General features: G+C 67.0%; 20 protein-coding genes. 5 read left to right on the forward strand and 15 right to left on the reverse strand.

Going from position 1 to position 21,589, the window contains the following annotated elements:
* Nucleotides 1-11: 11 nt before the first annotated feature.
* The 9 genes from rng to HTY51_RS08395 form a co-directional block, all read right to left on the reverse strand.
* Nucleotides 12-1,490 carry a ribonuclease G gene (gene rng / locus HTY51_RS08355; protein ID WP_174250812.1) on the reverse strand — a complete coding sequence of 493 codons (1,479 nt, stop codon included), beginning with the start codon at nucleotides 1,488-1,490 and terminating at the stop codon, nucleotides 12-14.
* 13 nt (nucleotides 1,491-1,503) lie between these two features.
* Nucleotides 1,504-2,106, reverse strand: a complete 603-nt coding sequence (locus HTY51_RS08360; RefSeq protein ID WP_174252312.1) for a nucleoside triphosphate pyrophosphatase — start codon at nucleotides 2,104-2,106, stop codon at nucleotides 1,504-1,506.
* Nucleotides 2,107-2,199: 93 nt separating this feature from the next.
* Nucleotides 2,200-2,667, reverse strand: a complete 468-nt coding sequence (rlmH, locus tag HTY51_RS08365; RefSeq protein ID WP_174252313.1) for a 23S rRNA (pseudouridine(1915)-N(3))-methyltransferase RlmH — start codon at nucleotides 2,665-2,667, stop codon at nucleotides 2,200-2,202.
* Nucleotides 2,664-3,407 (reverse strand): ribosome silencing factor, encoded by a 744-nt coding sequence (gene rsfS / locus HTY51_RS08370; protein ID WP_174252314.1) that lies wholly within the window; start codon nucleotides 3,405-3,407, stop codon nucleotides 2,664-2,666. Before rsfS ends, rlmH begins: the two co-directional genes overlap by 4 nt.
* Nucleotides 3,407-3,988, reverse strand: coding sequence for a nicotinate (nicotinamide) nucleotide adenylyltransferase (nadD, locus tag HTY51_RS08375; protein WP_174254212.1), 582 nt, complete (start codon nucleotides 3,986-3,988; stop codon nucleotides 3,407-3,409). Before nadD ends, rsfS begins: the two co-directional genes overlap by 1 nt.
* A 17-nt stretch (nucleotides 3,989-4,005) precedes the next feature.
* Nucleotides 4,006-4,935 (reverse strand): oxygen-dependent coproporphyrinogen oxidase, encoded by a 930-nt coding sequence (gene hemF / locus HTY51_RS08380; RefSeq protein WP_174252315.1) that lies wholly within the window; start codon nucleotides 4,933-4,935, stop codon nucleotides 4,006-4,008.
* A 2-nt stretch (nucleotides 4,936-4,937) separates the two neighbouring features.
* Nucleotides 4,938-5,585 (reverse strand): 1-acyl-sn-glycerol-3-phosphate acyltransferase, encoded by a 648-nt coding sequence (locus HTY51_RS08385; protein ID WP_174252316.1) that lies wholly within the window; start codon nucleotides 5,583-5,585, stop codon nucleotides 4,938-4,940.
* A gap of 15 nt (nucleotides 5,586-5,600) precedes the next feature.
* Complete coding sequence (gene purD / locus HTY51_RS08390; RefSeq protein WP_174252317.1) at nucleotides 5,601-6,881, reverse strand: phosphoribosylamine--glycine ligase; 1,281 nt, start codon at nucleotides 6,879-6,881, stop codon at nucleotides 5,601-5,603.
* Between the two features lie 91 nt (nucleotides 6,882-6,972).
* Nucleotides 6,973-7,692 (reverse strand): YebC/PmpR family DNA-binding transcriptional regulator, encoded by a 720-nt coding sequence (locus HTY51_RS08395; protein ID WP_174252318.1) that lies wholly within the window; start codon nucleotides 7,690-7,692, stop codon nucleotides 6,973-6,975.
* A gap of 59 nt (nucleotides 7,693-7,751) precedes the next feature.
* Here HTY51_RS08395 and HTY51_RS08400 point away from each other — a divergent pair, with 59 nt between their 5' ends.
* Nucleotides 7,752-9,263, forward strand: coding sequence for a helicase HerA-like domain-containing protein (locus HTY51_RS08400; RefSeq protein WP_174252319.1), 1,512 nt, complete (start codon nucleotides 7,752-7,754; stop codon nucleotides 9,261-9,263).
* Between the two features lie 820 nt (nucleotides 9,264-10,083).
* Nucleotides 10,084-10,518, forward strand: coding sequence for a TIR domain-containing protein (locus HTY51_RS18605; protein ID WP_254607028.1), 435 nt, complete (start codon nucleotides 10,084-10,086; stop codon nucleotides 10,516-10,518).
* 59 nt (nucleotides 10,519-10,577) lie between these two features.
* Here HTY51_RS18605 and HTY51_RS08410 read toward each other — a convergent pair whose 3' ends face one another.
* Together HTY51_RS08410 and HTY51_RS08415 are read right to left on the reverse strand one after the other, a co-directional pair.
* Entirely contained in the window at nucleotides 10,578-12,806 is a 2,229-nt protein-coding gene (locus HTY51_RS08410; RefSeq protein WP_174252321.1) for a bifunctional (p)ppGpp synthetase/guanosine-3',5'-bis(diphosphate) 3'-pyrophosphohydrolase, read from the reverse strand.
* Nucleotides 12,807-12,813: 7 nt separating this feature from the next.
* The gene (locus HTY51_RS08415; protein ID WP_174252322.1) at nucleotides 12,814-13,710 is read right to left on the reverse strand and encodes an alpha/beta fold hydrolase; all 897 of its coding nucleotides are present in this window, start codon (nucleotides 13,708-13,710) and stop codon (nucleotides 12,814-12,816) included.
* Between the two features lie 71 nt (nucleotides 13,711-13,781).
* On the opposite strand from HTY51_RS08415, the gene HTY51_RS08420 reads away from it, so the two are divergent.
* Nucleotides 13,782-14,552, forward strand: a complete 771-nt coding sequence (locus HTY51_RS08420) for a 3-hydroxybutyrate dehydrogenase (RefSeq protein ID WP_174252323.1) — start codon at nucleotides 13,782-13,784, stop codon at nucleotides 14,550-14,552.
* A gap of 92 nt (nucleotides 14,553-14,644) precedes the next feature.
* Here HTY51_RS08420 and HTY51_RS08425 read toward each other — a convergent pair whose 3' ends face one another.
* Both HTY51_RS08425 and HTY51_RS08430 read right to left on the reverse strand, forming a co-directional pair.
* Complete coding sequence (locus HTY51_RS08425; protein ID WP_174252324.1) at nucleotides 14,645-17,143, reverse strand: serine/threonine protein kinase; 2,499 nt, start codon at nucleotides 17,141-17,143, stop codon at nucleotides 14,645-14,647.
* 66 nt (nucleotides 17,144-17,209) lie between these two features.
* Nucleotides 17,210-17,929 carry an SIMPL domain-containing protein gene (locus HTY51_RS08430; RefSeq protein WP_174252325.1) on the reverse strand — a complete coding sequence of 240 codons (720 nt, stop codon included), beginning with the start codon at nucleotides 17,927-17,929 and terminating at the stop codon, nucleotides 17,210-17,212.
* A gap of 156 nt (nucleotides 17,930-18,085) precedes the next feature.
* Here HTY51_RS08430 and ompR point away from each other — a divergent pair, with 156 nt between their 5' ends.
* Both ompR and HTY51_RS08440 read left to right on the forward strand, forming a co-directional pair.
* The gene (gene ompR, locus HTY51_RS08435; protein ID WP_174252326.1) at nucleotides 18,086-18,817 is read left to right on the forward strand and encodes a two-component system response regulator OmpR; all 732 of its coding nucleotides are present in this window, start codon (nucleotides 18,086-18,088) and stop codon (nucleotides 18,815-18,817) included.
* Between the two features lie 71 nt (nucleotides 18,818-18,888).
* The gene (locus tag HTY51_RS08440) at nucleotides 18,889-20,283 is read left to right on the forward strand and encodes a sensor histidine kinase (protein WP_174254213.1); all 1,395 of its coding nucleotides are present in this window, start codon (nucleotides 18,889-18,891) and stop codon (nucleotides 20,281-20,283) included.
* Nucleotides 20,284-20,295: 12 nt separating this feature from the next.
* On the opposite strand, the gene ispF is transcribed toward HTY51_RS08440, so the two are convergent.
* A complete protein-coding gene (ispF, locus tag HTY51_RS08445) occupies nucleotides 20,296-20,784 on the reverse strand; it encodes a 2-C-methyl-D-erythritol 2,4-cyclodiphosphate synthase (RefSeq protein WP_174252327.1) in 489 nt (162 codons plus the stop codon).
* A gap of 10 nt (nucleotides 20,785-20,794) precedes the next feature.
* Entirely contained in the window at nucleotides 20,795-21,502 is a 708-nt protein-coding gene (gene ispD, locus HTY51_RS08450; RefSeq protein WP_174252328.1) for a 2-C-methyl-D-erythritol 4-phosphate cytidylyltransferase, read from the reverse strand.
* Nucleotides 21,503-21,589 lie beyond the last annotated feature (87 nt).

Raw genomic sequence — 21,589 nt, forward strand, 5'->3', positions numbered from 1 at the left:
GATCAGGACGCTCACAGCAGCACGATGTCGTACTGCTCCTGCCACATCGAGGCCTCGCTTTGCAGCGAGATCGGTTTGCCGATGAAGTCGGAGAGGCCGGCCATGTGCTGGCTTTCCTCGTCCAGCAGCAGCTCTATCACCTGCGGTGCGGCCACCACGCGGAACTCGCGCGGGTTGAACTGGCGCGCCTCGCGCAGGATCTCGCGCAGGATGTCGTAGGCCACACTGCGCGCGGTCTTGACGATGCCCTTGCCGGTGCAGCTCGGGCAGGGTTCGCAAAGCATGTGGGCCAGCGACTCGCGCGTGCGCTTGCGGGTCATCTCCAGCAGGCCCAGTTGCGAGAAGCCGCCCAGCATGGTCTTGACCCGGTCGCGCGCGAGCTGTTTGCGGAACTCGGCCAGCACCGCCTCGCGGTGGTCCTCGCGCGTCATGTCGATGAAGTCGGCAATGATGATGCCACCCAGGTTGCGCAGGCGCAGCTGGCGGGCAATGGCACCAGCCGCCTCCAGGTTGGTCTTGAAGATGGTGTCGTCGAAATTGCGGGCACCCACAAAACCGCCGGTGTTTACATCCACGGTGGTCAGCGCCTCGGTCTGGTCCACGATCAGGTAACCGCCGGACTTCAGTTCCACGCGCCGGCCCAGGGCCTTGGCAATCTCCTCGTCGATCCCGAACAGGTCGAAGATCGGCCGCTCGCCCTTGTAGTGCTGCAGTTTGCCCGCTGCCGCCGGCATGAATTCCATGCCGAAGGCGTGCAGGGCCTCGAACTGCTCGCGCGAATCGACCTTGATCGTCACCGTGTGCTCGCTGACCAGGTCGCGCAGCACACGCTGCAGCAGGTTCAGGTCCTGGTGCAACAGGGATTTCGGGGGCAGGCGCATCGATGCGTCCTTGATGCGGGCCCAGGTCTTGCGCAGGTAGGCGATGTCCTCGCCCAGTTCGGCGTCGCTGGAGTCTTCGCCATTGGTACGCAGGATGAAACCACCGCCGGGCTCGCCCACCAGTTTCTGCAGCCGCGTGCGCAGCTCGTCGCGCTGGGCCAGCGGGATCTTCTGCGACACGCCGATGTGGTCATCCTGCGGCAGGAAGACCAGCAGGCGCCCGGCGATGCTGACCTGGGTGGACAGGCGCGCGCCCTTGGTGCCGATCGGGTCCTTGATGACCTGCACCATCAGGGCCTGGCCCTCGAAGACCTGCTTCTCGATCGGCACCTGGGGCTGCGAGGCGCGCGAGGCACTGAGCGACTCGCCTTCGGCTGGCGGGTGCCAGACGTCCGCGACGTGCAGGAAGGCGGCCTTGTCCAGGCCGATGTCGATGAAGGCCGACTGCATGCCGGGCAGCACACGCGAGACCTTGCCCAGGTAGATATTGCCCACCAGGCCGCGCTCGCTGGCGCGCTCCACATGCAGTTCCTGCACGGCGGCGTTTTCCACCACGGCCACCCGCGTCTCCTGCGGCGACCAGTTGATCAGGATGTCTTCTTGTGACACTTTGAGTCGCAATCTAGATTTTGAAACCGAATGCTTGCAGCAATTGTGCCGTCTCGTGCATGGGCAGTCCCATGATGCCAGAGTAGCTGCCCGAGATATGCGAAATGAAGGCCGCCGCCCTGCCCTGCACCGCATAGGCACCGGCCTTGCCCATGGGCTCGCCGCTGGTCACGTAGGCGGCGATCTGCTGGCGGCTCAGCGCGGCAAAGGTGACGCGCGAAGTGCTGAGGGCCTGCACGCGCCGGCGTGCAGTCCCGATGGCCACGGCCGTCAGCACGCGGTGGCTCTGGCCGGACAGTTCTGCCAGCATGCGCCGGGCATCGGCCGCATCTTCGGGCTTGCCGTAAATGGTGCGCCCCAAGGCCACCGTGGTGTCCGAGCACAGCACGGGCGCTGCCGGCAGGCCACGGCGCTTGAGGCGTGCCAGGGCGGCGTCCAGCTTGAGCTGGGTGACGCGCTGCACGTAGGCCGCCGGGGCCTCGCCTGGCTTAAAGGCTTCCAGTGCCTCGGCGTCCTCGTCGGGGTCCGGCAGCAGCAGTTCGTGTCGCACGCCCAGTTGCTCCAGCAGCTGACGACGGCGTGGGCTCTGGGAAGCGAGATAAATAAAGTCAGCCATAAAAGACCTTGAGCGCCGCCGGGCCGCCCCAAGGCGCGAGGGCCCCCTCGGGGGGCAGCGCAGTACACGAAGTGACAAGCGTGGGGGCCATATTCATTCGCGGTGATAGGGATGGTTGGCGTTGATGGACCAGGCCCGATAAAGCTGCTCGACCAGCAGCACACGCACCATGGCGTGCGGCAGGGTCAGGTCCGAGAGGCGGATGCGTTCGTGCGCGGCCTGGCGGAAGGCCGTCTCCAGCCCGTCGGGCCCGCCGATGACCAGGGCCACGTCGCCCCCGCCCAGCTGCCAGTCCTTGAGTTTTCCCGCCAGCGCCATGGTGCTCAGCGTAGTGCCCCGCTCGTCCAGAGCGACGATGCGGGTGCCCTTGGGAATCGCTTCCTCGATGCGCTTGCGCTCGGCCGCCATCAGCTGCTCCACGGTCCTGGAGCCCCGTGGCTCGGTCTTGACGGCCTTGAGCTCGACCCGCAACTCCGGCGGGAAACGCTTGGCGTAGTCGTCCCAGGCCGTCTGCGCCCAGTCGGGCACACGCTGGCCGACCGCGACGATCAGCAGCTTCACCGCGCCTTGCGGGTCGCCGTCTTCTTCGCCGGGGCCTTAGCCGCCTTGCTGGCCGGCTTGGCGGCGGTCTTGGCCGCCGTCTTTTTGGCCGGCGCCTTGGCCGCATTCACCTTCACGGTCTTGATCGGGGCCTTGGCCGTGGTCTTGGCGGCGGGGGCCTTGGCCGCGACCGTCTTCCTGGCCGCCGGCTTGCCCGCCGCCTTCTTGCGATCGGCCGCCTTCTTCTCCTCGGCCTTCTTCAGCTGGGCGCGTGAGGGATAGGCCTCGGCCACGCCCTGCTTGGCCGCGCTGGCGCGGCGCAGGCTGCCGGTCTTGGCGGGGGCGGCGGCCTTGGCGGGTGCCTTGTCGACCACCTTGGCGGCCGGCTTGTCGGCACCGAACTTCAGGCGCACCGGGGTCTCGCCCCACAGGTCTTCCAGGTGGTAGTACTGGCGGATGGCCGGCTGCATGATGTGCACCACGGCGGCGCCGCAGTCCACGATGATCCACTCGCCGTTCTCTTCACCTTCCATGCGCGGTTTGGCAAAACCGGCATCGCGCACGGCGTCACGCACGCTGGCCGCCAGCGCCTTGGTCTGGCGATTGGATGTACCGGAGGCCACCATCACACGCTCGAACAACGCCGAGAGCTTCTCGGTATTGAACACCTGGATGTCCTGGGCCTTCACGTCCTCCAGGCCATCGATGATGGCGCGCTGGAGTTTCTGGATGTCTTTTTTGGCGGCGGTTTCGGTGGTCATCAGGTGCTTTGGTAGAGGTGATTGTCTTCAATATAGCGCGCAACGGCGGGGCTGACCAGTGGGGCGATGCCCTGCCGGCTGGCGACGCGGGCGCGGATGCCGGTGGCGCTGATGTCCATGGCCGGCATCTGCAGCTTGCAGAAACGGCCCGCCATCTCGGGCGGGGGGACAAAACGGGTTTCCTGGCCGGTCAAAAGATCCCGGTCAGCTACACAAATTATAGCAAGACGGACAATCTCCTCCCAATGGCGCCAGGTCGGCAGCACATCGGCCTGGTCCTTGCCCATGACCAGATAGAGTTGGGCCTGCGGGTTTTCGGCGTGCAGTTCACGCAGGGTGTCCAGGGTGTAGGACGGGCCGGCACGGCGGATTTCCCGGTCGTCCAGCTGTACCTGCGGCAGGCCGTCAAACGCCAGCCGGCTCATGGCCAGGCGGTGTGTGGCCGCCGTGAGCGGCCGGCTCTTGTGCCAGGCCTGGCCGGTGGGCAGCACGCACAGCGCATCCAGCTGGAGTTGTTCGATGGCGGCCTGGGCCAGGGCGCGGTGCGCCAGATGCGGCGGGTCGAAGGCGCCGCCGAACATGCCGATTTTGTGAAGGCTCAAGGCGTGATCCAGTCACGCCGCGGCAAAAAGCGGGTGTAGAGCTCAGCCTCGGGGGTGCCGGGCTCGGGCTGCTGCTGGTAGGCCCAGCTCACCAGCGGCGGCATGGACAGCAGGATGGACTCGGTGCGGCCACCCGACTGCAGGCCGAAATGCGTGCCACGGTCCCAGACCAGGTTGAATTCCACGTAACGGCCGCGGCGGTAGAGCTGGAAAGCGCGCTCACGCTCGCCGTGCTCGAGGTGCTGGCGCTTTTCGACGATGGGCAGGTAGGCCGCCAGGAAGGCATCCCCCACGGCACGCAGCATGGCAAAGCTGCCTTCGAATCCCAGCTCCGAGAAGTCGTCGAAGAACACCCCGCCGATGCCGCGCTGTTCGTTGCGGTGCTTGAGGAAGAAGTACTCGTCGCACCAGGTCTTGAAACGCGGGTACTTGTCATCCCCAAACGGCTGCAGCGCGTCGCGGCAGACGGTGTGGAAATGCACCGCGTCCTCCTCGAAGCCGTAATAGGGTGTCAGGTCCATGCCGCCGCCGAACCAGCAGACCTCCTGGCCATCCTTGCCCCTGGCCGCCAGCATGCGCACATTCATGTGCACGGTGGGCACGTAAGGGTTGCGCGGGTGGAAGACCAGCGAGACCCCCATGGCCTCGAACGGCGCACCTGCCAGCTCCGGCCGATGCTGGGTGGCCGAAGGCGGCAGCCTGGGGCCCTGCACCTGCGAAAAACCGCAGCCGGCGCGCTCGAACACCGGGCCGTTTTCCAGGATCTTGGTCAGGCCCTGCCCCTGCAGCGGCTCACCGGGGTCCTTGCGCCAGGCGTCGGCCAGGAAGCTGCTGCCGTCGATCGCGGCGATGGCATCGGTGATGCGTTGCTGCAGTCCCCGCAGGTAGTCGCTGACGATATGGACGGGCGTGGAATCGGTGCTCATGTTCATTTCACGATGGTTTCGCTGCGCGGCACGCTGGCGTCGAGCAGGCGGATGGGCGCGGCATTTTCGGGCCGGCAGCCGACGGCCCCCTCCAGGGCCGTCGCGATGCGCGCAAAGTCGGCGGCCTCGTCGCCGCTCAGGCGCAGGAAACTGCGCACCGTCACTTCACGCCCGGTGTAATTGACTTTCACCAGCGCCAGCGGCACACCGGCCTGCACCGCCGTGCGGTAGAAGCCGCTGCGCCAGCCCGGAATGTACTTGCGCGTGCCTTCCGGGGCCAGCGCCAGCCAGAAATATTCACCACGCGCCCGTGCCGTCTGCATGCGAGCTGCGGTATCGCCCACCATGCCCTTGGCGCTGGTTCGCTCCACCGGCACGCCACCGAGATAACGCATCCAGTGCCCGAAAACGGGGAAACGGAAGAGACTGTCCTTGCCCCAGAACCGCACCGGAATGCCGATGGCCCATTTGACGAGCAGCAGGACCACGAAGTCCCAGTTGCTGGTGTGCGGATAGACCGCCAGCACGCCCTGAAGGCCGGGCAGGCCATCGAAATGCACTCGCCAGCCCATGCGACGCAGCAGCCAGCGCGCCAGGGCGCTGCCACGGAACTGCACCGGATGAGGCAAGGGAAAATCGTTCGGGGTCATCAGGACAGGCCGGGATCAGCCTTTGATGGCGCGGTAGCCGATATCGCGACGGTACTGCATGCCATCAAAGCGTATGCCCTGGGCCAGCTCGTAGGCACGCTGCTGCGCCTGCCTGGTGGTGTCCCCCAGCGCGGTTACGCAGAGCACACGGCCGCCGGTCACCAGCACCTGGCCGTCCTTCAGGGTGGTACCGGCATGGAAGACCACGCCTTCGTCGGTATCGGCCGGCAGGCCGGTGATGACGTCACCCTTGCGCGGGTTCATGGGGTAGCCGTGCGCGGCCATGACCACGCCCAGCGCGATGCGGCGATCCCAGTCCAGTTCGACCTGGTCCAGCTTGCCATCGGTGGCGGCGAGCATCACGTCGACCAGGTCGGTCTTGAGGCGCATCATGATGGGCTGGGTTTCGGGGTCGCCCATGCGGCAGTTGAACTCCAGCGTCTTGGGGGCACCCGTGGCATCGATCATCAGACCGGCGTAGAGGAAGCCGGTGTAGGGGATGCCGTCCTTCTCCATGCCCTTGATGGTGGGCAGGATGATCTCGCGCATGGCGCGGGCATGCACAGCGGGCGTCACCACGGGCGCGGGCGAATAGGCGCCCATGCCGCCGGTGTTGGGGCCCTGGTCGGCATCGAGCAGGCGCTTGTGGTCCTGGCTGGTGGCCAGCGCCACCACGTTCTTGCCGTCGCACAGCACGATGAAGCTGGCTTCCTCGCCCTGGAGGAACTCCTCGATGACCACCCGCGCGCCGCCCGCGTTGTGGCTGACGCCCAATTTGTTGTCCAGCAGCATGAAGTCGATGGCCTCGTGCGCCTCGGCCGCCGTCATGGCCACCACCACGCCCTTGCCTGCGGCCAGGCCATCGGCCTTGACCACGATGGGCGCGCCCATCTTGTCCACGTAGGCGTGGGCCGCCACCGGGTCGGAAAAGGTGTCGTACTCGGCCGTGGGGATGCCATGGCGTTTCATGAAGGCCTTGGAGAAGGCCTTGGAACTTTCCAGTTGCGCCGCCGCATGGGTGGGGCCGAAGACACGCAGGCCGTGGGCACGGAACTCGTCCACCACCCCGGCAGCCAGCGGGGCCTCGGGGCCGACCACGGTCAGGCCGATCTTCTCGGTCAGGGCCCAGGCGCGCAATTCCTGCACATCGGTGATGGGCACGTTTTCCAGGCGCTTGTCACGCGCGGTGCCTCCGTTGCCCGGCGCCACGTAGATCGTCTGCACCTTGGGGGACTGGGCCAGTTTCCAGGCCAGCGCGTGTTCCCGGCCGCCGCCACCAATCACTAGAACTTTCATATTTCTCTCTTACCCGTTCGCCCTGAGCCTGTTGAAGGGCCCTGGAGCGCGTCGAGGGCTTCGACAAGCTCAGCCCGAACGGCAAATATTTCTACAGCGCTGCGTTGTGATAAACGTCCTGCACGTCGTCGAGATCCTCAAGCACGTCCAGCAGCTTCTGCATCTTGGCGGCGTCGTCGCCGCCGAGTTCGATCGTGTTCTCCGGGCGCATGGTCACGCCGGCCACCTCGGCCTTCAACCCGGCGGCTTCCAGCGCATTCTTCACGGCCTCGAAATCGTGAGGGCTGGTCAGCACCTCGATGGCGCCGTCGTCGTCGCTGACCACGTCCTCGGCGCCGGCTTCCAGCGCCACTTCCATCACCTTGTCCTCACTCGTACCCGGCGCATAGATCAGCTGGCCGCAGTGCTTGAACTGGAAGGCCACCGAGCCCTCGGTGCCCATGTTGCCGCCGTGCTTGGAAAAGGCGTGACGCACCTCGGCCACGGTGCGCACGCGGTTGTCGGTCATGGTGTCGACGATGATGGCCGCACCGGCGATGCCGTAACCCTCGTAGCGGATTTCCTCGTAGCTCACGCCTTCCTGGTTGCCGGTGGCCTTGTCGATGTTGTACTTGACGCGGTCGGCCGGCATATTGGCGGCCCTGGCCTTGTCGATGGCCAGGCGCAGGCGCGGGTTGGCGGCCGGGTCGCCGCCACCGGCGCGTGCCGCCACGGTGATTTCACGGACGATGCGGGTCCAGATCTTGCCGCGCTTCTCGTCCTGCCGCCCCTTGCGGTGTTGGATATTGGCCCATTTACTGTGTCCAGCCACGAGATGTCCTCTGATTTTGTTAGGCTATAAACCTTGAGATTGTACTTTTAGGGATATCCATGGCCGACCCCATCCTGATTGCGCAGCACGGCGACGTGCAATGCTTCCTGCGCCCCGACAAGGCCAACCGCCACGGCCTCATCACCGGTGCCACCGGCACCGGCAAGACCATTACCCTGCAAACCCTGGCCGAAGGCTTCTCGCGTATCGGCGTGCCGGTCTTCCTGGCCGACATCAAGGGCGATCTGACCGGTATCTCCCAGGCCGGCAAGATCGGCGACAAGCTGGCCAAGGTCATCGCCGAGCGCGGCCTGCCCACGCCCACCTCCCAGTCCTGTCCCACCACCCTGTGGGACGTGTTCGGTGCCCAGGGCCACCCGGTACGCGCAACGGTGAGCGACCTGGGGCCGCTGCTGCTGGGCCGCATGCTGAACTTGAACGAGACGCAGGAAGGCGTGCTGCAACTGGTCTTCAAGATCGCCGACGACCAGGGCCTGCTGCTGCTGGACCTCAAGGACCTGCGCGCCATGTGCCAGCACGTGGGCGACAACGCCTCGCAGTTCACCACCGAATACGGCAACATCAGCGCCGCCAGCATCGGCGCCATCCAGCGCGGCCTGCTGCAGATCGAGAGCCAGGGGGGCGACAAGTTCTTCGGTGAGCCCATGCTCAACATCGCCGACTTCATGCAGACCGACGGCAAGGGCCACGGTGTGGTCAACATCCTGGCGGCCGACAAGCTGATGAATTCGCCGCGCCTGTACGCCACCTTCCTGTTGTGGCTGCTCAGCGAACTGTTCGAGCAGCTGCCCGAGGTCGGTGACCTGGACAAACCCAAGCTGGTCTTCTTCTTCGACGAGGCCCACCTGCTCTTCAACGACTCGCCCAAGGCCCTGCTGGAGCGCATCGAACTGGTGGTGCGCCTGGTGCGATCCAAGGGCGTGGGGGTCTATTTCGTCACCCAGAACCCGCTGGACATCCCCGACACCGTGCTGGGCCAGCTGGGCAACCGCGTGCAGCATGCGCTGCGCGCCTTCACCCCGCGCGACCAGAAGGCCGTGAAATCGGCGGCCGAGACCATGCGCCCGAAACCGGGCCTGGACATCGCCGCAGCCATCACCGAACTGGGGGTCGGCGAGGCCCTGGTGAGCTTCCTGGACGAAAAAGGCCGGCCCAGCCTGACCGAACGGGTCTACGTGCTGCCCCCGGGCAGCCAGATCGGCCCGGTGAGCCCCGAGCAGCGCCAGGCCCTGCTGGCCAACTCCGTCGTGGCCGGTGTCTACGAGAAGACGCTGGACCGCGAATCGGCCTTCGAACATCTGGCCAGCCGCACCCAGCAGAAACAGGCCCAGGAAAAGGCCCAGGGCGACGCCGCGGCGGCCGAGAAAGCCGGAGGCGGCGGCCTGCTCGACAGCCTGGGCGGCATCCTGGGTGGTGGTGCCAAACGCACCCGCGCCAGCGCCGGAGAACAGCTGATCAAGAGCGCGGCCAGTTCCATCGGCCGTGAAGTCGGCCGACAGATCATCCGCGGTGTGCTGGGGAGCATACTGGGCGGCTCCAGGCGCCGCTAAGCGCTGCATGGACTGGTCTTAAGGAGACTACAACGTGGCCACCTCGCCTCCCAACCCGCGAACATCCGGCAATGCAAAAAAGGCTGCCGTCGTCAGCCCCCAGGACACCATCGACTGGCGCATCAAGGAACTGCGCGCGTTCGATGCATCCCGCATCAACGATCGCTGGGACCCGAGTCTTGAAAGCCTGAAAAAAAGCATCAACGACGCCCTGGCCGAGGTCCTGGGAAACAACACGCCGGACTATAAAAAATTCGAGATCGAAGCATTCGATGCAACGCTGCCCTCGGATTTCAGCGGACGCTATTCCACCGAAGAATTGCAGCAGGCGGTCCAGGAAGGCCTGGAGAAGGCCATGGTCACCCTCAAACGCGTGAAAGTCCTGCTGACGGAGCGTGCCCGGTTACAGCCTCCCGCTCCTGCTCCTGCTCCTGCTCCTGCTCCTGCTCCTGCTCCTGCTCCTGCTCCTGCTCCTGCTCCTGCTCCTGCTCCTGCTCCTGCTCCTGCTCCTGCTCCTGCTCCTGCTCCTGCTCCTGCTCCTGCTCCTGCTCCTGCTCCTGCTCCTGCTCCTGCTCCTGCTCCTGCTCCTGCTCCTGCTCCTGCTCCTGCTCCTGCTCCTGCTCCTGCTCCTGCTCCTGCTCCTGCTCCTGCTCCTGCTCCTGTGCCTACGCCCGCTCCGGCTTCCGTGCCGCCTGCGCCCGCCCCCACGCCTACACCTGCACCGGAACCTGTGCCCATGCCTACGCCTGCTCCCGCGCCAGCCCCTGTGCCCGTCAAGGCGCCAGCGGTCGAATCCCGTCCCGCCGTCCCGGCATCCCCTGTGAACATCCGCGTCACGGTCGTCAGCCACGATGCGCAGGTCCGCGATGCCACGCTGGGCCTCGTCAAGCAGCTGGGGTTGCAGCCCGTGTTCCTGCCCGAACTCTCGAACCCGAGCGGCGGCGCCTTCTTCAATCGACTGGAGCATCTGGCCGATCTGCAATACGCCATCGTCCTGCTGCCGGCCAACGCCCTGGACGCGGCTGCCGGCGGACTCAAGGCCCTGTCACCCGGGCTGTTGATGGAGCTCGGCTTCCTGCTGGGAACCGTGGGCAAGGATCGGGTCTTTTTCCTGGTGCCAGGCCCTGCGGCCAAACCCCTGCCCTGGGACGGGATCGCGAGCGTGCCCATGGATGACACCGGCCTGTGGCGCCTGCTACTGGCCCGTGCCATGAAACAGGCCGGGCTGGACGTGGACCTGAACCGCGCGCTCTGAACCTCGCCGGCCGAGGAGCGCTTTGGCTTCGAAGCCTGGCTTGATGCGGCCTGGAGGAGTCAGCGGCGCCGCGCCGTCCTCACCCCCGACAAGCCCGCCACGCTCGCCAGCACCTTCCCCAGTCGACCCGAATCCGAAATCTCCACCGTCAGCGTCATCCAGGCCACGCCCTTGACCGTCTGCGTCTGCGCGCCGATGACGTTGAGCTTTTCCTTGGAGAAGATTTCCAGGATGTCGCGCAGCAGGCCCTGGCGGTCGGTCGCCTCGATGGTGACGTCCACCGGATAGAGCGGCGCTTCGCCACCCTTGGGCACACCCCATTCGACCTCGATCACGCGTTCACCATGCCTGGCCACCAGCTGCTGCAGGTTGGAGCAGTCGGTGCGGTGCACGCTGACGCCCTTGCCGCGCGTGACGAAACCGCGGATCTCGTCCGGCGGCGCCGGCTTGCAGCATTTGGCCAGCTGCGTGAGCAGTGAATCGACGCCCACCACCAGCACGCTGCCGCGCGATCCGCCCTCGCTGCGGCTCTTGCGGAGCTGGGGCTGGTCCTCCTGGGAAACGACCGGTTCGGCCGGGCGCAGCACGGCCTCGATGCTGCGCAGCGAGAACTCGTCCTTGCCCACCACCTCGAACAGGGCGTCGGCCGAGGAAAAACCCAGTTGCGAGGCCAGGTCGTCGAGCTTGATGGCGGTGCGGCCTTCGCGCTGCAGCAGCTTTTCCACCGCTTCGCGGCCGCGCGCGATGGTCTCGTGCGTGGCCTGGGCGTTGAACCAGGCGCGCACCTTGCTGCGCGCACGCGGGCTCACCATGAAACCGAGTTCGGTGTTGAGCCAGTCGCGCGAGGGGCCGCCTTCCTTGGTGGCGACGATCTCCACCGTCTGGCCGTTTTTCAGCGGCGTGTTCAGCGGCACCATGGCACCGTCCACGCGCGCACCGCGGCAGCGATGACCCAGGTTGGTGTGCACGCTGTAGGCAAAGTCCACCGCGGTGGCGCCTTGCGGCAGTTCGACGATGGCGGCATCGGGCGTGAGCACGTAGATGCGGTCGTCGAATACGGCCTGGTCCTGCTGCGGGCCCGACAGGTCGCGTTCCCAGGCCAGCAGCTGGCGTAGCACGGCGATCTTGGCGTCGTAGGCGCTGTCGGCCGTCACGCCTGAATAGCCCTTGGCGCCGGCTTCCTTGTAGGCCCAGTGCGCAGCCACGCCGTGCTCGGCGTGCTCGTGCATGGCCTGGGTCCGGATCTGAATCTCGATGGGGCGACCCTCGGCGTCGCGCACGATGGTGTGCAGCGACTGGTAGCCGTTGGCCTTCGGTTTCGCGATGTAGTCGTCGAACTCCTCGGTCACCGGCGTGAACTGGCTGTGCACCCAGCTTAAAGCGGCGTAGCAGTCCGGCACGGAGGGCACCACGATGCGCAGCGCACGTACGTCGTAGACGTGGTCGAAGTCCAGCGACTTGCCGCGCATCTTCTTGACGATGCTGTAGATGTGCTTCGGTCTGCCCTGCACCTGGGCCGGGATGCCTTGCGTGCGCAGTTCGGTCTCCAGCCGTTCGCGCAAGCGCAGCACGTAGTCCTCGCGCTCGATACGTTTTTCATCCAGCAGGCGCGCAATCTGCCGGTAGGTGTCGGGCTCCAGGAAACGGAAGGACAGGTCCTCCATTTCCCACTTGATCTCCCAGATGCCCAGGCGGTTGGCCAGGGGGGCGAACACGTGCAGCGATTCGGCCGCCAGTCCGGGCGGCAGCGGCAGCTTGGTGGCCGCAAAAAACCGCAGCGTCTGCAGGCGCGAGGCCAGGCGCAGCAGCACCACCCGCAGGTCGCGGGAGAAAGCCAGCAGCATCTTGCGCACGTTCTCGGTCTGGGCTGCCGAGGTCTGCGCCATCGGCACCGGCGTGCCGGCACGCAGTGCGGCCTGCTGGGCGGCGCTGGCCTGGCGCTGCACCTGCACCAGCTTGGTGGTCTCCACGGCCAGCTCGGCATAACTCTCGCCGAAGGCCTTGGCTATGGTCTCCTGCGGCTTGTTCAGGTGGGTGCAGGCGTAGACCAGATAACAGGCCGCCTGCATGGCCTCGGAACCGCCGATGGACCGCAGGATGGCGGCCACCGCATCGGCATGGACCAGGGTGTTTTCACCGGTGTCCAGCAGCTCGTTGGCCAGCAGGGGTTCGGCAAAGGCGCGCGCGCGCGCCAGGGCATGGGCCTGCTCGGGCAGGCTGTGGGCGGTGGCGGCAATCAGCGGCGAGCGCGGCTCGCCACCGGGCAATTCGGATGCGTGGCTTTTCATGCGGAACTCATGCGCCCGAGCCGAGCAGGAAATCACAGACCGCTTGCACCTGGTCGGCCGCGACCAGGGTGGGCGCGTGGCCGACGCCAGGGAATTCGACGAGTTGCGCGCGCGGGCCGCGTTGGGTCATGGCCAGGGCCGTCTCGGGTGACAGCAGATCGGAGTTGGCGCCGCGCAGCAGCAGTGTTTCCGCCTGGATGCCGTCGTAAAGTTGCCAGAGTGTCGCTTCGCCTTGTTCGGAGCTTTCCCGCGTGAGCGTGCCATAGGGCACGGCAATGGCCGGGTCGTAGTGCAGCATGAGACCGCTGCCATCGCTGGCGGGCTTGAGCATGGGCCGCGTCAGCGCCAGCCACTGCTCGCGTGTGTGCGGGCCGAAACCCACGGAGATCAGGCGCAGCGCCTCGGCCGCCTGCTCGATGGACGTGAAGCGTACCGGTGCACCCAGGTATTCGCCGATGCGCTGGATGGCCTGCCAGGAGATGGCCGGACCCACGTCATTGAGCACCAGCTTGCGGATCTTGTACGGCAGCTGCGGCTGGCCCGCCAGCACCAGGCCGATCAGGCCGCCCATGCTGGTGCCGACCCAGTCCAGCGTGACGGGCTTCAATTCGCCCAGCAGCACCAGCATGTCGGCGGCGTAGGCCGGGATCTGGTAGCCCATGGGGTCCTTGAGCCAATCACTCTGGCCGCGGCCCGCGACGTCAGGGCAGACCACGCGCAGCCGGCCGCCGGCGCGATCGCACAGGGCCTGGGCCAGCACATCGAAATCGCGCCCCTGGCGCGACAGGCCGTGCACGCAGACCACCACATGGCTCGCTGTCGGGTTACCCCACTGCCACCAGGCCATGCGGTGGCCGCCAGCGGCGTCGGGACAGGTTACGTAGTTCAGCGTAGGCTCGGTCATGGTGAAATCAGATAATCGCAGGCGTTCAGTGTCATCCTAATTCAATCGTGACCCGCTCATCGGAGAAACCCATGCTCAAAGGCAAAACTGCTCTCGTCACCGGCTCCACCAGCGGCATCGGCCTGGGCGTGGCCAAGGCCCTGGCCCGCCAGGGTGCCAACATCGTGCTCAACGGCTTCGGTGATGTCGAAGGCCCGAAGGCCGAGATCGCCGCGCTGGGTGTGAAGGTGGCCTACCACGGGGCCGACATGAGCAAGCCGGCCGAGATCGAGGACATGATGAAACAGGCCGCCGCCCAGTTCGGCCGCGTCGACATCCTGGTCAACAACGCCGGCATCCAGCACGTGGCGCGCATCGAGGATTTCCCCACCGAACGCTGGGATGCCATCATCGCCATCAACCTGACCAGCGCCTTTCACGCCACGCGCCTGGCTTTGCCCGCCATGCGCGCCGCCAACTGGGGCCGCATCATCAACGTGGCCTCGGTGCACGGCCTGGTGGCTTCGGCCGAGAAGTCTGCCTATGTGGCGGCCAAGCACGGCATCGTGGGCCTGACCAAGGTGACCGCCCTGGAGAACGCCACCACGGGCGTGACCTGCAACGCCATCTGCCCGGGCTGGGTGCTGACCCCGCTGGTGCAGAAACAGGTGGACGCCAAGGCGACCGCGCTGAAGGTCTCCAACGAGGAAGCCAAGAAGCTGCTGCTGGGCGAGAAGGAGCCTTCCATGCAGTTCACGACCCCCGACGAACTGGGCGAACTCGCCGTGTTCTTCTGCTCGGCTGCGGGCAACAATGTGCGGGGGGTGGCTTGGAATATGGATGGGGGTTGGGTGGCGCAGTGATGAGCATCCTGTCTTCTTGTTAGATTTTTTCTGTCGTGACAAGCCGGGTCTCGCCCCGGCCTGCCACGCAAGCCATCAAGCAACGAAGAAAATCAGGACGACTGCCGAAACGCCATCACCGCCTGATTGCGCAAGGTCCGCAACAGCGCCAGCTCCTTCTCCCCCAGCTGCAACTCCCCCAGCTCCCCCTTGTCGGCATAGATCAGGCCGAAGGGCGCGCCCTTGAGCATCAGCGGCAGCAGCAGGAAAGACGAGGCATGGACCCCATCGCGGTACCAGTCGGGCAGGCGCTCGGCCACACGCGTGGCGCCGGCATCGCTGATCATGGTGTCGACACCCTTGCTGCAGACCGCGGAAAACAGGTTGCTCTTCTCGGGATGCAGCGGAATGTGGAAGGACTTGACGATGCGCTCCACGCCCGGCCCCAGGCCGAAGCGGCCGGTCAGCGCATCCCGCTTGGCATCGCGCATGCAGAACACGATCTGGCGAAAACCCATGGCACGGAACATGGTCTCCAGGATCATGCGCAGGATGTCGCTGAGCTTGAAGTCCTCGACCATGGCATTGGTGATGTCCTGGATGCCCGCGGCCAGCATCTCGGCCACGCGCTGCGACTCCTGGGCCAGGGCGGCGATCTGCTCGGGCGTCACCGGCTGGGTGGCATGCAACTCGAAGGAGCCCACCGAGTCGTGGAATCCGTCTTCTCCCGGAACCGGATCGTGCAGGGTCACCGTCTGCGGCGTCGCGCCACCGTTGCCGCCTGTCTGCAACAGACGCGCCGCCGGCGAGTCGGGCGCCACCTTGAAATCCATGGCGCGTGCCAGTTCGGCCAGCTTCTCGCGTGCGCGCTGGGTCGCGACCTCCATGGCCTTGCTGTCGATGCCGATGCCGCGCGCGTAGCGCTGGCCCAGCTGCGTCAGCCTGGCCTGTGCGGCCCGGGGCTCGGTGTGCAAGAGGGCATCGGCCATCTCGTTGGACGCCAGGGCGATCCAGCGTAGCCTGTCCTCGAGTTCCTTGGGCGGTGTAGCCGGCGCCGGCCCCGTGGGCTTGCGTATGCAATGCTGGATGCTCTCGGGCAGGTGCCAGGCCTTGCTGATGCCCACCCCCAGCTGCTCATAGCTGATGCCCAGCACGGTGATGGCGGCGCTGTCCTCGGGGATGGGTTCCTTGCCGCCGGTCAGGGCACGCACGGCACGGGCCTCTTCCGGAAAATAGTATTCGGTCAGCAAGCGCCCCAGGTTCTGGAACATGGCGCCCAGGAAGGCCTCTTCGCCTTCGCTGCGCACCGGGCTGAGTTCGATGGCGATCGCGCCGGCCATCAGCGAGCGCAGGAACTCTTCCTTGAGCAGGTTGGCGTGTGCCTTGTCCTGCATGTGCTCCAGCAGCACCAGGCTCAGCGCCATGTTGCGGATGCCGTTGAAACCCACCAGCGTGACGGCGCGTGACACCGTGCTGATGGGGCCGCCCCGCGCGTATTGCGCGGTGTTGACCAGGCGCAGCAGCTTGTTGGTCAGCGCCACGTCTTTCAGGATCTCGTTGGTCAGAGTGGCCACGCTCTCGCGGTCCGAGCTGGAAATGCTCTGGATGCGCATGATGGAGCCCGACATGGCCGGAAAATCGCTCTTGTGGCGCATGCGGCGTAACAGGAACTCCACCGTGCCGCTGTGACTGTCCTTGCCGACATCGGCCAGGGGCGTGGTGACCGGCCGTTGCCACTTCTTCAGCTCGTCGCGAAACACCTGGGCCGACGGGTGGCGCTGGCGCGGATCGCGCATCAGCCCGCGCAACAGGATGGCGCGCAGCCCGTCGTCGGCCTCGCTGCCCAGATCAGCCGGCAGCTGCAGGTCCTCCAGCGCCACGCGCTGCATGGCGCGCCAGGGATCGCGCTCGTCGATCAGGCGGCGCCCGCTGAGCATCTCGGTCAGGACCACGGCAGCGGAAAAAAGATCCATGGCCGGCGTGGGCGGCGCACCGGTGGCCGCCTCCGGCGACATATACCCCGGGGTGCCACCGGTCGCCTGCGGGCCCGCGGCCCGGGCCGCCGGGGCCTCGCTGTCGTGCACGCGCACGGCGATGCCGAAATCCATGACGCGGGCGCGTCCACTGGCATCCACCAGCACATTGGACGGCTTGAGGTCGCGGTGCACGATACCGGCAGCATGCGCGGCCGCCAGCGCTTCCAGCACATCCACCATCAGGCCCACGGCCTCGGCCGGCGGCAGCGCACCGCGCTGGTGCAGGATCGCCGCCAAGGTCTGGCCGGGCACGTACTCGAAGACCAGGTAGGGCTGCTGGTCCTCCACATCGGCTTCGAAGACCGGGATGATGTTGGGATGCGTCAGGCGGCTGACACTGCGTGCCTCCTGCAGCCACTGGGCCACCAGCGCCGCATCGGCGCCCTGCTCGGGCCGCAGCAGCTTGATGGCCACCTCACGCTCCAGGCGCGGATCAAACGCCAGCCAGACCGTGGCCTGCCCGCCCTGACCGATCAGGCGCTGCAGCTTGAAACGCCCGATGCTGTCGCCCACCTTGGGTTCAGGCAAGGCCGCAGCGGGACGCCGGGGATTCTGAAAGGTGGGCAGGGGCAACATGGCTGTTCCAGTCAGTGTAGGCCGGCTCCAGAGCCGCGCAAGCCCGGGACTTACCCGGACCTGTTTTTATTTGAGTTGAACCGACCCGCTGACGGTGACCTGCACCTGGGCCTGGCCGGCCTCGACCGGCAGCGGTGCGTCGGACGCCATGCTGGCCTTGGCCTCCATGGCCATGAAGCGCGGACGGATCTGCGCGCCCGTCTCCTGGCTGTTGATGTGGATCTCGCGCAGGCTGTAGCCGCTGAAACCGAACCCCCGCGCGATCTCGGTGGCCCGGGCACGGAAACGCTCGATGGCCTGGGCCTGGGCCTGCTGCTCCAGGCGCTCGCGCTGCTCGCGGCTCAAACCGAAGACCAGCTGCGCCACCGCCATGCCCTGGATGCGGCCGGCCAGGGCGGCAATGCGCTCCAGGTCCGTCCCGCTGAGCAGCAGCTCGGCCGACCCCTGCCAGGCACTGATACGGCCGTCGCGGCCGCTGCGCGGGACCAGGCTGAATTGGCCACTGCGCACCTCCAGGCCGCCGGGCTGGGCGGCGGGGCGCGCCTCGGCCAGGGCCGCATCCAGCACGGCCTTGAGCTGTTGCTGCACCACGGCCGGGTCGCTGCCCTCACGCGTGGCGCGCAGCGTCACGCTGAGCTGATCCTGGCGCGCCTCCAGGGTGGCCGTGGCCGAAAACTGCACGACGTCACGCGGAACGGCTGACAGCGGCTGGGCCAGGGCCGGCAGGGCCCAGCACAGGCTGGCCACCAGGCCACAGGCCAGGCGACGGGTAGGGCTCGATTTCATGGTCTTTCCTCCGGGTTGCAGAGATTCTTGCGGTGCGCACTTGCGCACGACGCCAAGATTTGTAACAGTATGTCAAAGTCAGGCCCTGCAGGGGCCGACCATCCGCGGCGACCGGCAGAATTCGCAAGGTGTACCTTCCAGGGCCCGACACTGACCATGACTTCCATTTCCAGCCGTACCGACAAGATCCTCGTGGTCGATGACGACGCACGCATCCGCGACCTGCTGCGCCGTTACCTGAGCCAGGAGGGCTTCGAGGTCTTCCAGGCCGAGGACGGCAAGTCCCTCACGCGCATCCTGCTGCGCGAGACGGTGGACCTGATCGTGCTCGACCTCATGATGCCCGGCGAAGACGGCCTGTCCATCTGCCGCCGCCTGCGCGCGGCCAACGACAAGACCCCCATCATCATGCTGACGGCCAAGGTCGAGGACGTGGACCGCATCGTCGGCCTGGAAGTCGGCGCCGACGACTACCTGGGCAAGCCCTTCAACCCGCGCGAACTGCTGGCGCGCATCAACGCCGTGCTGCGCCGGCGCCCGGCGCAGGAAGCACCGGGCGCCCCCTCGAGCGACCAGGAGGTGGTGAGTTTCGGCCCCTACACCTTCGACATGGGCGCGCGCACCCTGCGCAAGGAAGGCGAGGAACTGCCCCTGACCACCGGCGAATTCGCCATGCTCAAGGCCCTGGTGCGCCATCCGCGCCAGCCCATGTCGCGCGAGAAGCTAGCCCAGCAGGCCCGCGGGCGTGAATTCGAGCCCTTCGACCGCAGCCTGGACGTGCAGGTTTCGCGCCTGCGCAAGCTCATCGAGATCGACCCGGCCGTGCCGCGTTACATCCAGACGGTCTGGGGCGTGGGTTATGTCTTCGTACCGGACGGTGCAGGTTGACCTTACGCGGCCCCCGTTCACCCGCTGCGCTGCGTCCCTCGCTGCTGGATCCGTCGCGCTGGCAATCCTGGCTGACCGAGGAGCATCGCGGCGGCGCCGTCCAGGAGACCACACCGGCTGAACTCGACGGCGAGGTGCGCGACACCACCGGCCTGAGCCTGTTCTGGCGCACCTTCTTCCTGCTGGCCCTGCTGCTCTTCGGCAGCATCCTGGCCTGGCTGCAGACCCTGCGCGCCCTGGAGTTCGAGCCGCGCGCCATCCAGACCGCGCAGCAGATCGCTTCCCTGGTCAACCTCAGCCGCGCCGCCCTGATGCACTCCGATGCCATCCAGCGGGTCTCGCTGATCAAGACCATGACCGAGAAGGAAGGCGTGCGCGTGCTGCCGCGCGAACCGCGCGACCAGTACGAGCCTTTCGACACCGACAGCGTGAACCGGCGCATCAACCAGGAGCTGACCGCCCGCCTGGGCCCGGGCACCGTGGTGGCCAACAGCGTGAACGGCAAGCCGGGGCTGTGGGTCGGTTTCGTGATCGACCGTGACAACTACTGGCTGCACACCGACCGCTCGCGCTTCAACCAGACCGCCAGCAAGACCTGGCTGATCTGGCTCTCCACCGGCGCCCTGCTCTCGCTGGCCGGCGCGGCCATCATCGCGCGCCTGATCAATCGCCCGCTCAAGCAGCTGTCCTTTGCCGCCAGCCGCATCCGCGAAGGCGACTTCGCCGCCAGCCGCCTCAACGAACGCGTGCCGACCACCGAGATCCGGCAGGTCAACATCGGCTTCAACCGCATGGCCCAGCGCCTGGCCAAGATCGAACAGGACCGCGCCGTCATGCTGGCCGGCATCTCGCACGACCTGCGCACGCCGCTGTCGCGCCTGCGCCTGGAAACCGAGATGAGCGTGGCCGACCCCGACGCCCAGGCCCACATGGTGGCCGACCTGGAACAGCTCGACGCCATCATCGACAAGTTCCTCGACTACGCACGCCCCGACCACGTGCGCCTGACCCCGGTCAACATCAACGAAGTCATCCGCGCCAGCCTGTTCGCCTTCAAGGACCGGCCCGACATGCAGTTCAACCTGGACCTGCAGGACAACGTCTCGGTGCTGGCCGACACCGTGGAACTCGGCCGGGTCATCTCCAACCTGGTGGAAAACTCACGCCGCTACGGCAAGACCCCCGAGACCGGCATCGCCACCGTGGACATCACCACCCGCGCGCGCGACCAGTGGGTGCAGATCCGCGTGCGCGACCACGGCCCCGGCGTGGCCCCCGAGCACCTGCCCAACCTGACCAAACCCTTCTTCCGCGGCGATGAAGCGCGCACGGCCGCCACCGGGGCCGGCCTGGGCCTGTCCATCGTGGAGAAAACGGTACGCCGCATGGGCGGCAAGTTCGGCCTGGGCAACAGCAGCACCGGCGGCCTGACCCTGCGCATCCAGCTCAAGCAGGCCCATCGTTAGACCTGCGCGGGACTACCGCGCCAGCAGCACGACGGCACGTGCCTCGATGCTGAGCCCCTGGCCCACGGGCCCCAGCTTCTCCGCCGTCTTGGCCTTGACGTTGACCTGGTCGACCCCCAGGCCCAGCAGGGCAGCAATGCGCTCGCGCATGGCCGCAATGTGCGGTGCCATCTTGGGCGCCTGCGCGATGATGGTGCTGTCCACATTGCCGATCTGCCAGCCCTGGGCACGCACGCGCGCCGCCGCCTCGGTCAGCAGCACGCCGGAGTCCGCCCCCTTGAAGCGGGCATCGGTATCCGGAAAGTGGTGGCCGATGTCACCCAGGCCGGCCGCGCCGAACAGCGCGTCGGTGATGGCGTGCAGCAGGGCATCGGCGTCCGAATGGCCCAGCAGGCCGCGCTCGTAGGGGATGGTGATGCCGCCCAGGATGAGCGGACGCCCCTCGACCAGGGCGTGCACGTCCCAGCCCTCGCCGACCCGCATGGAAAAAAGAATGCTCATGTCGTGTTCCTCACAGCGCCCCCCGGGCCCGCAGCACGGCCTCGGCCAGCGCGAAGTCCTCGGGGTAGGTCACCTTGAAATTCTGGGCGCTGCCGTTCACCAGGCGAGGCGCCAGACCCAGTGCCTCGATGGCCGAGGACTCGTCAGTCACGTCCACGTCGGTCTGCAACAGGGCGCGCTGCAGCAGGCCCAGGCGGAACATCTGCGGCGTCTGCGCCAGCCATTTGTCGCTGCGCGACAGCGTGGCCGCCACGCGCCCCCCCTGTTCCTGCTTGAGCGTGTCCGGCAGTTTCAGCGCCAGCAGGCCGCCGACCTCGTCCAGCGCGCAGCTGTCGATCAGCCGGCCGATCTGCGCTGGCGTCACCAGGCAGCGCGCGGCATCGTGCACCAGCACCCAGTCATCGTCGGTGGCGCCCAGGCTGCGCAGCACGGCCAGGCCGTTCGTGACGCTGGCCGCGCGGCTGTCGCCGCCGCAGTCGGCCACCACCCAGCCGGCCGAAGCCTCTGGCTGCAGGAAACGGTCGCCCGGGGCCACCACCACCAGGGTGCGCTGCAACTGGGGCACGGCGGAAAAAGCCGCCAGCGTGTGCCGCACCATGGGCAGGCCGGCCACCGGCTGGTATTGCTTGGGACCGGCACCGCCGGCGCGTGTACCGCTGCCGGCGCAGGGAATCAGGGCCCAGTAACGGGTGGTCGAAGGATGGGGATGGGCGCTCATGGGGGAGCCGTCATTCTAGGGCCTGCTCCACTAGAATGAGGGCTGCACACCCCCCGCCATTCGCGCGGGGGGTTTTTGTGTTTTGCA

Origin of the sequence: Rhodoferax sp. BAB1 (assembly GCF_013334205.1) — a bacterium.
Classification (GTDB): Bacteria; Pseudomonadota; Gammaproteobacteria; order Burkholderiales; family Burkholderiaceae_C; genus Hylemonella.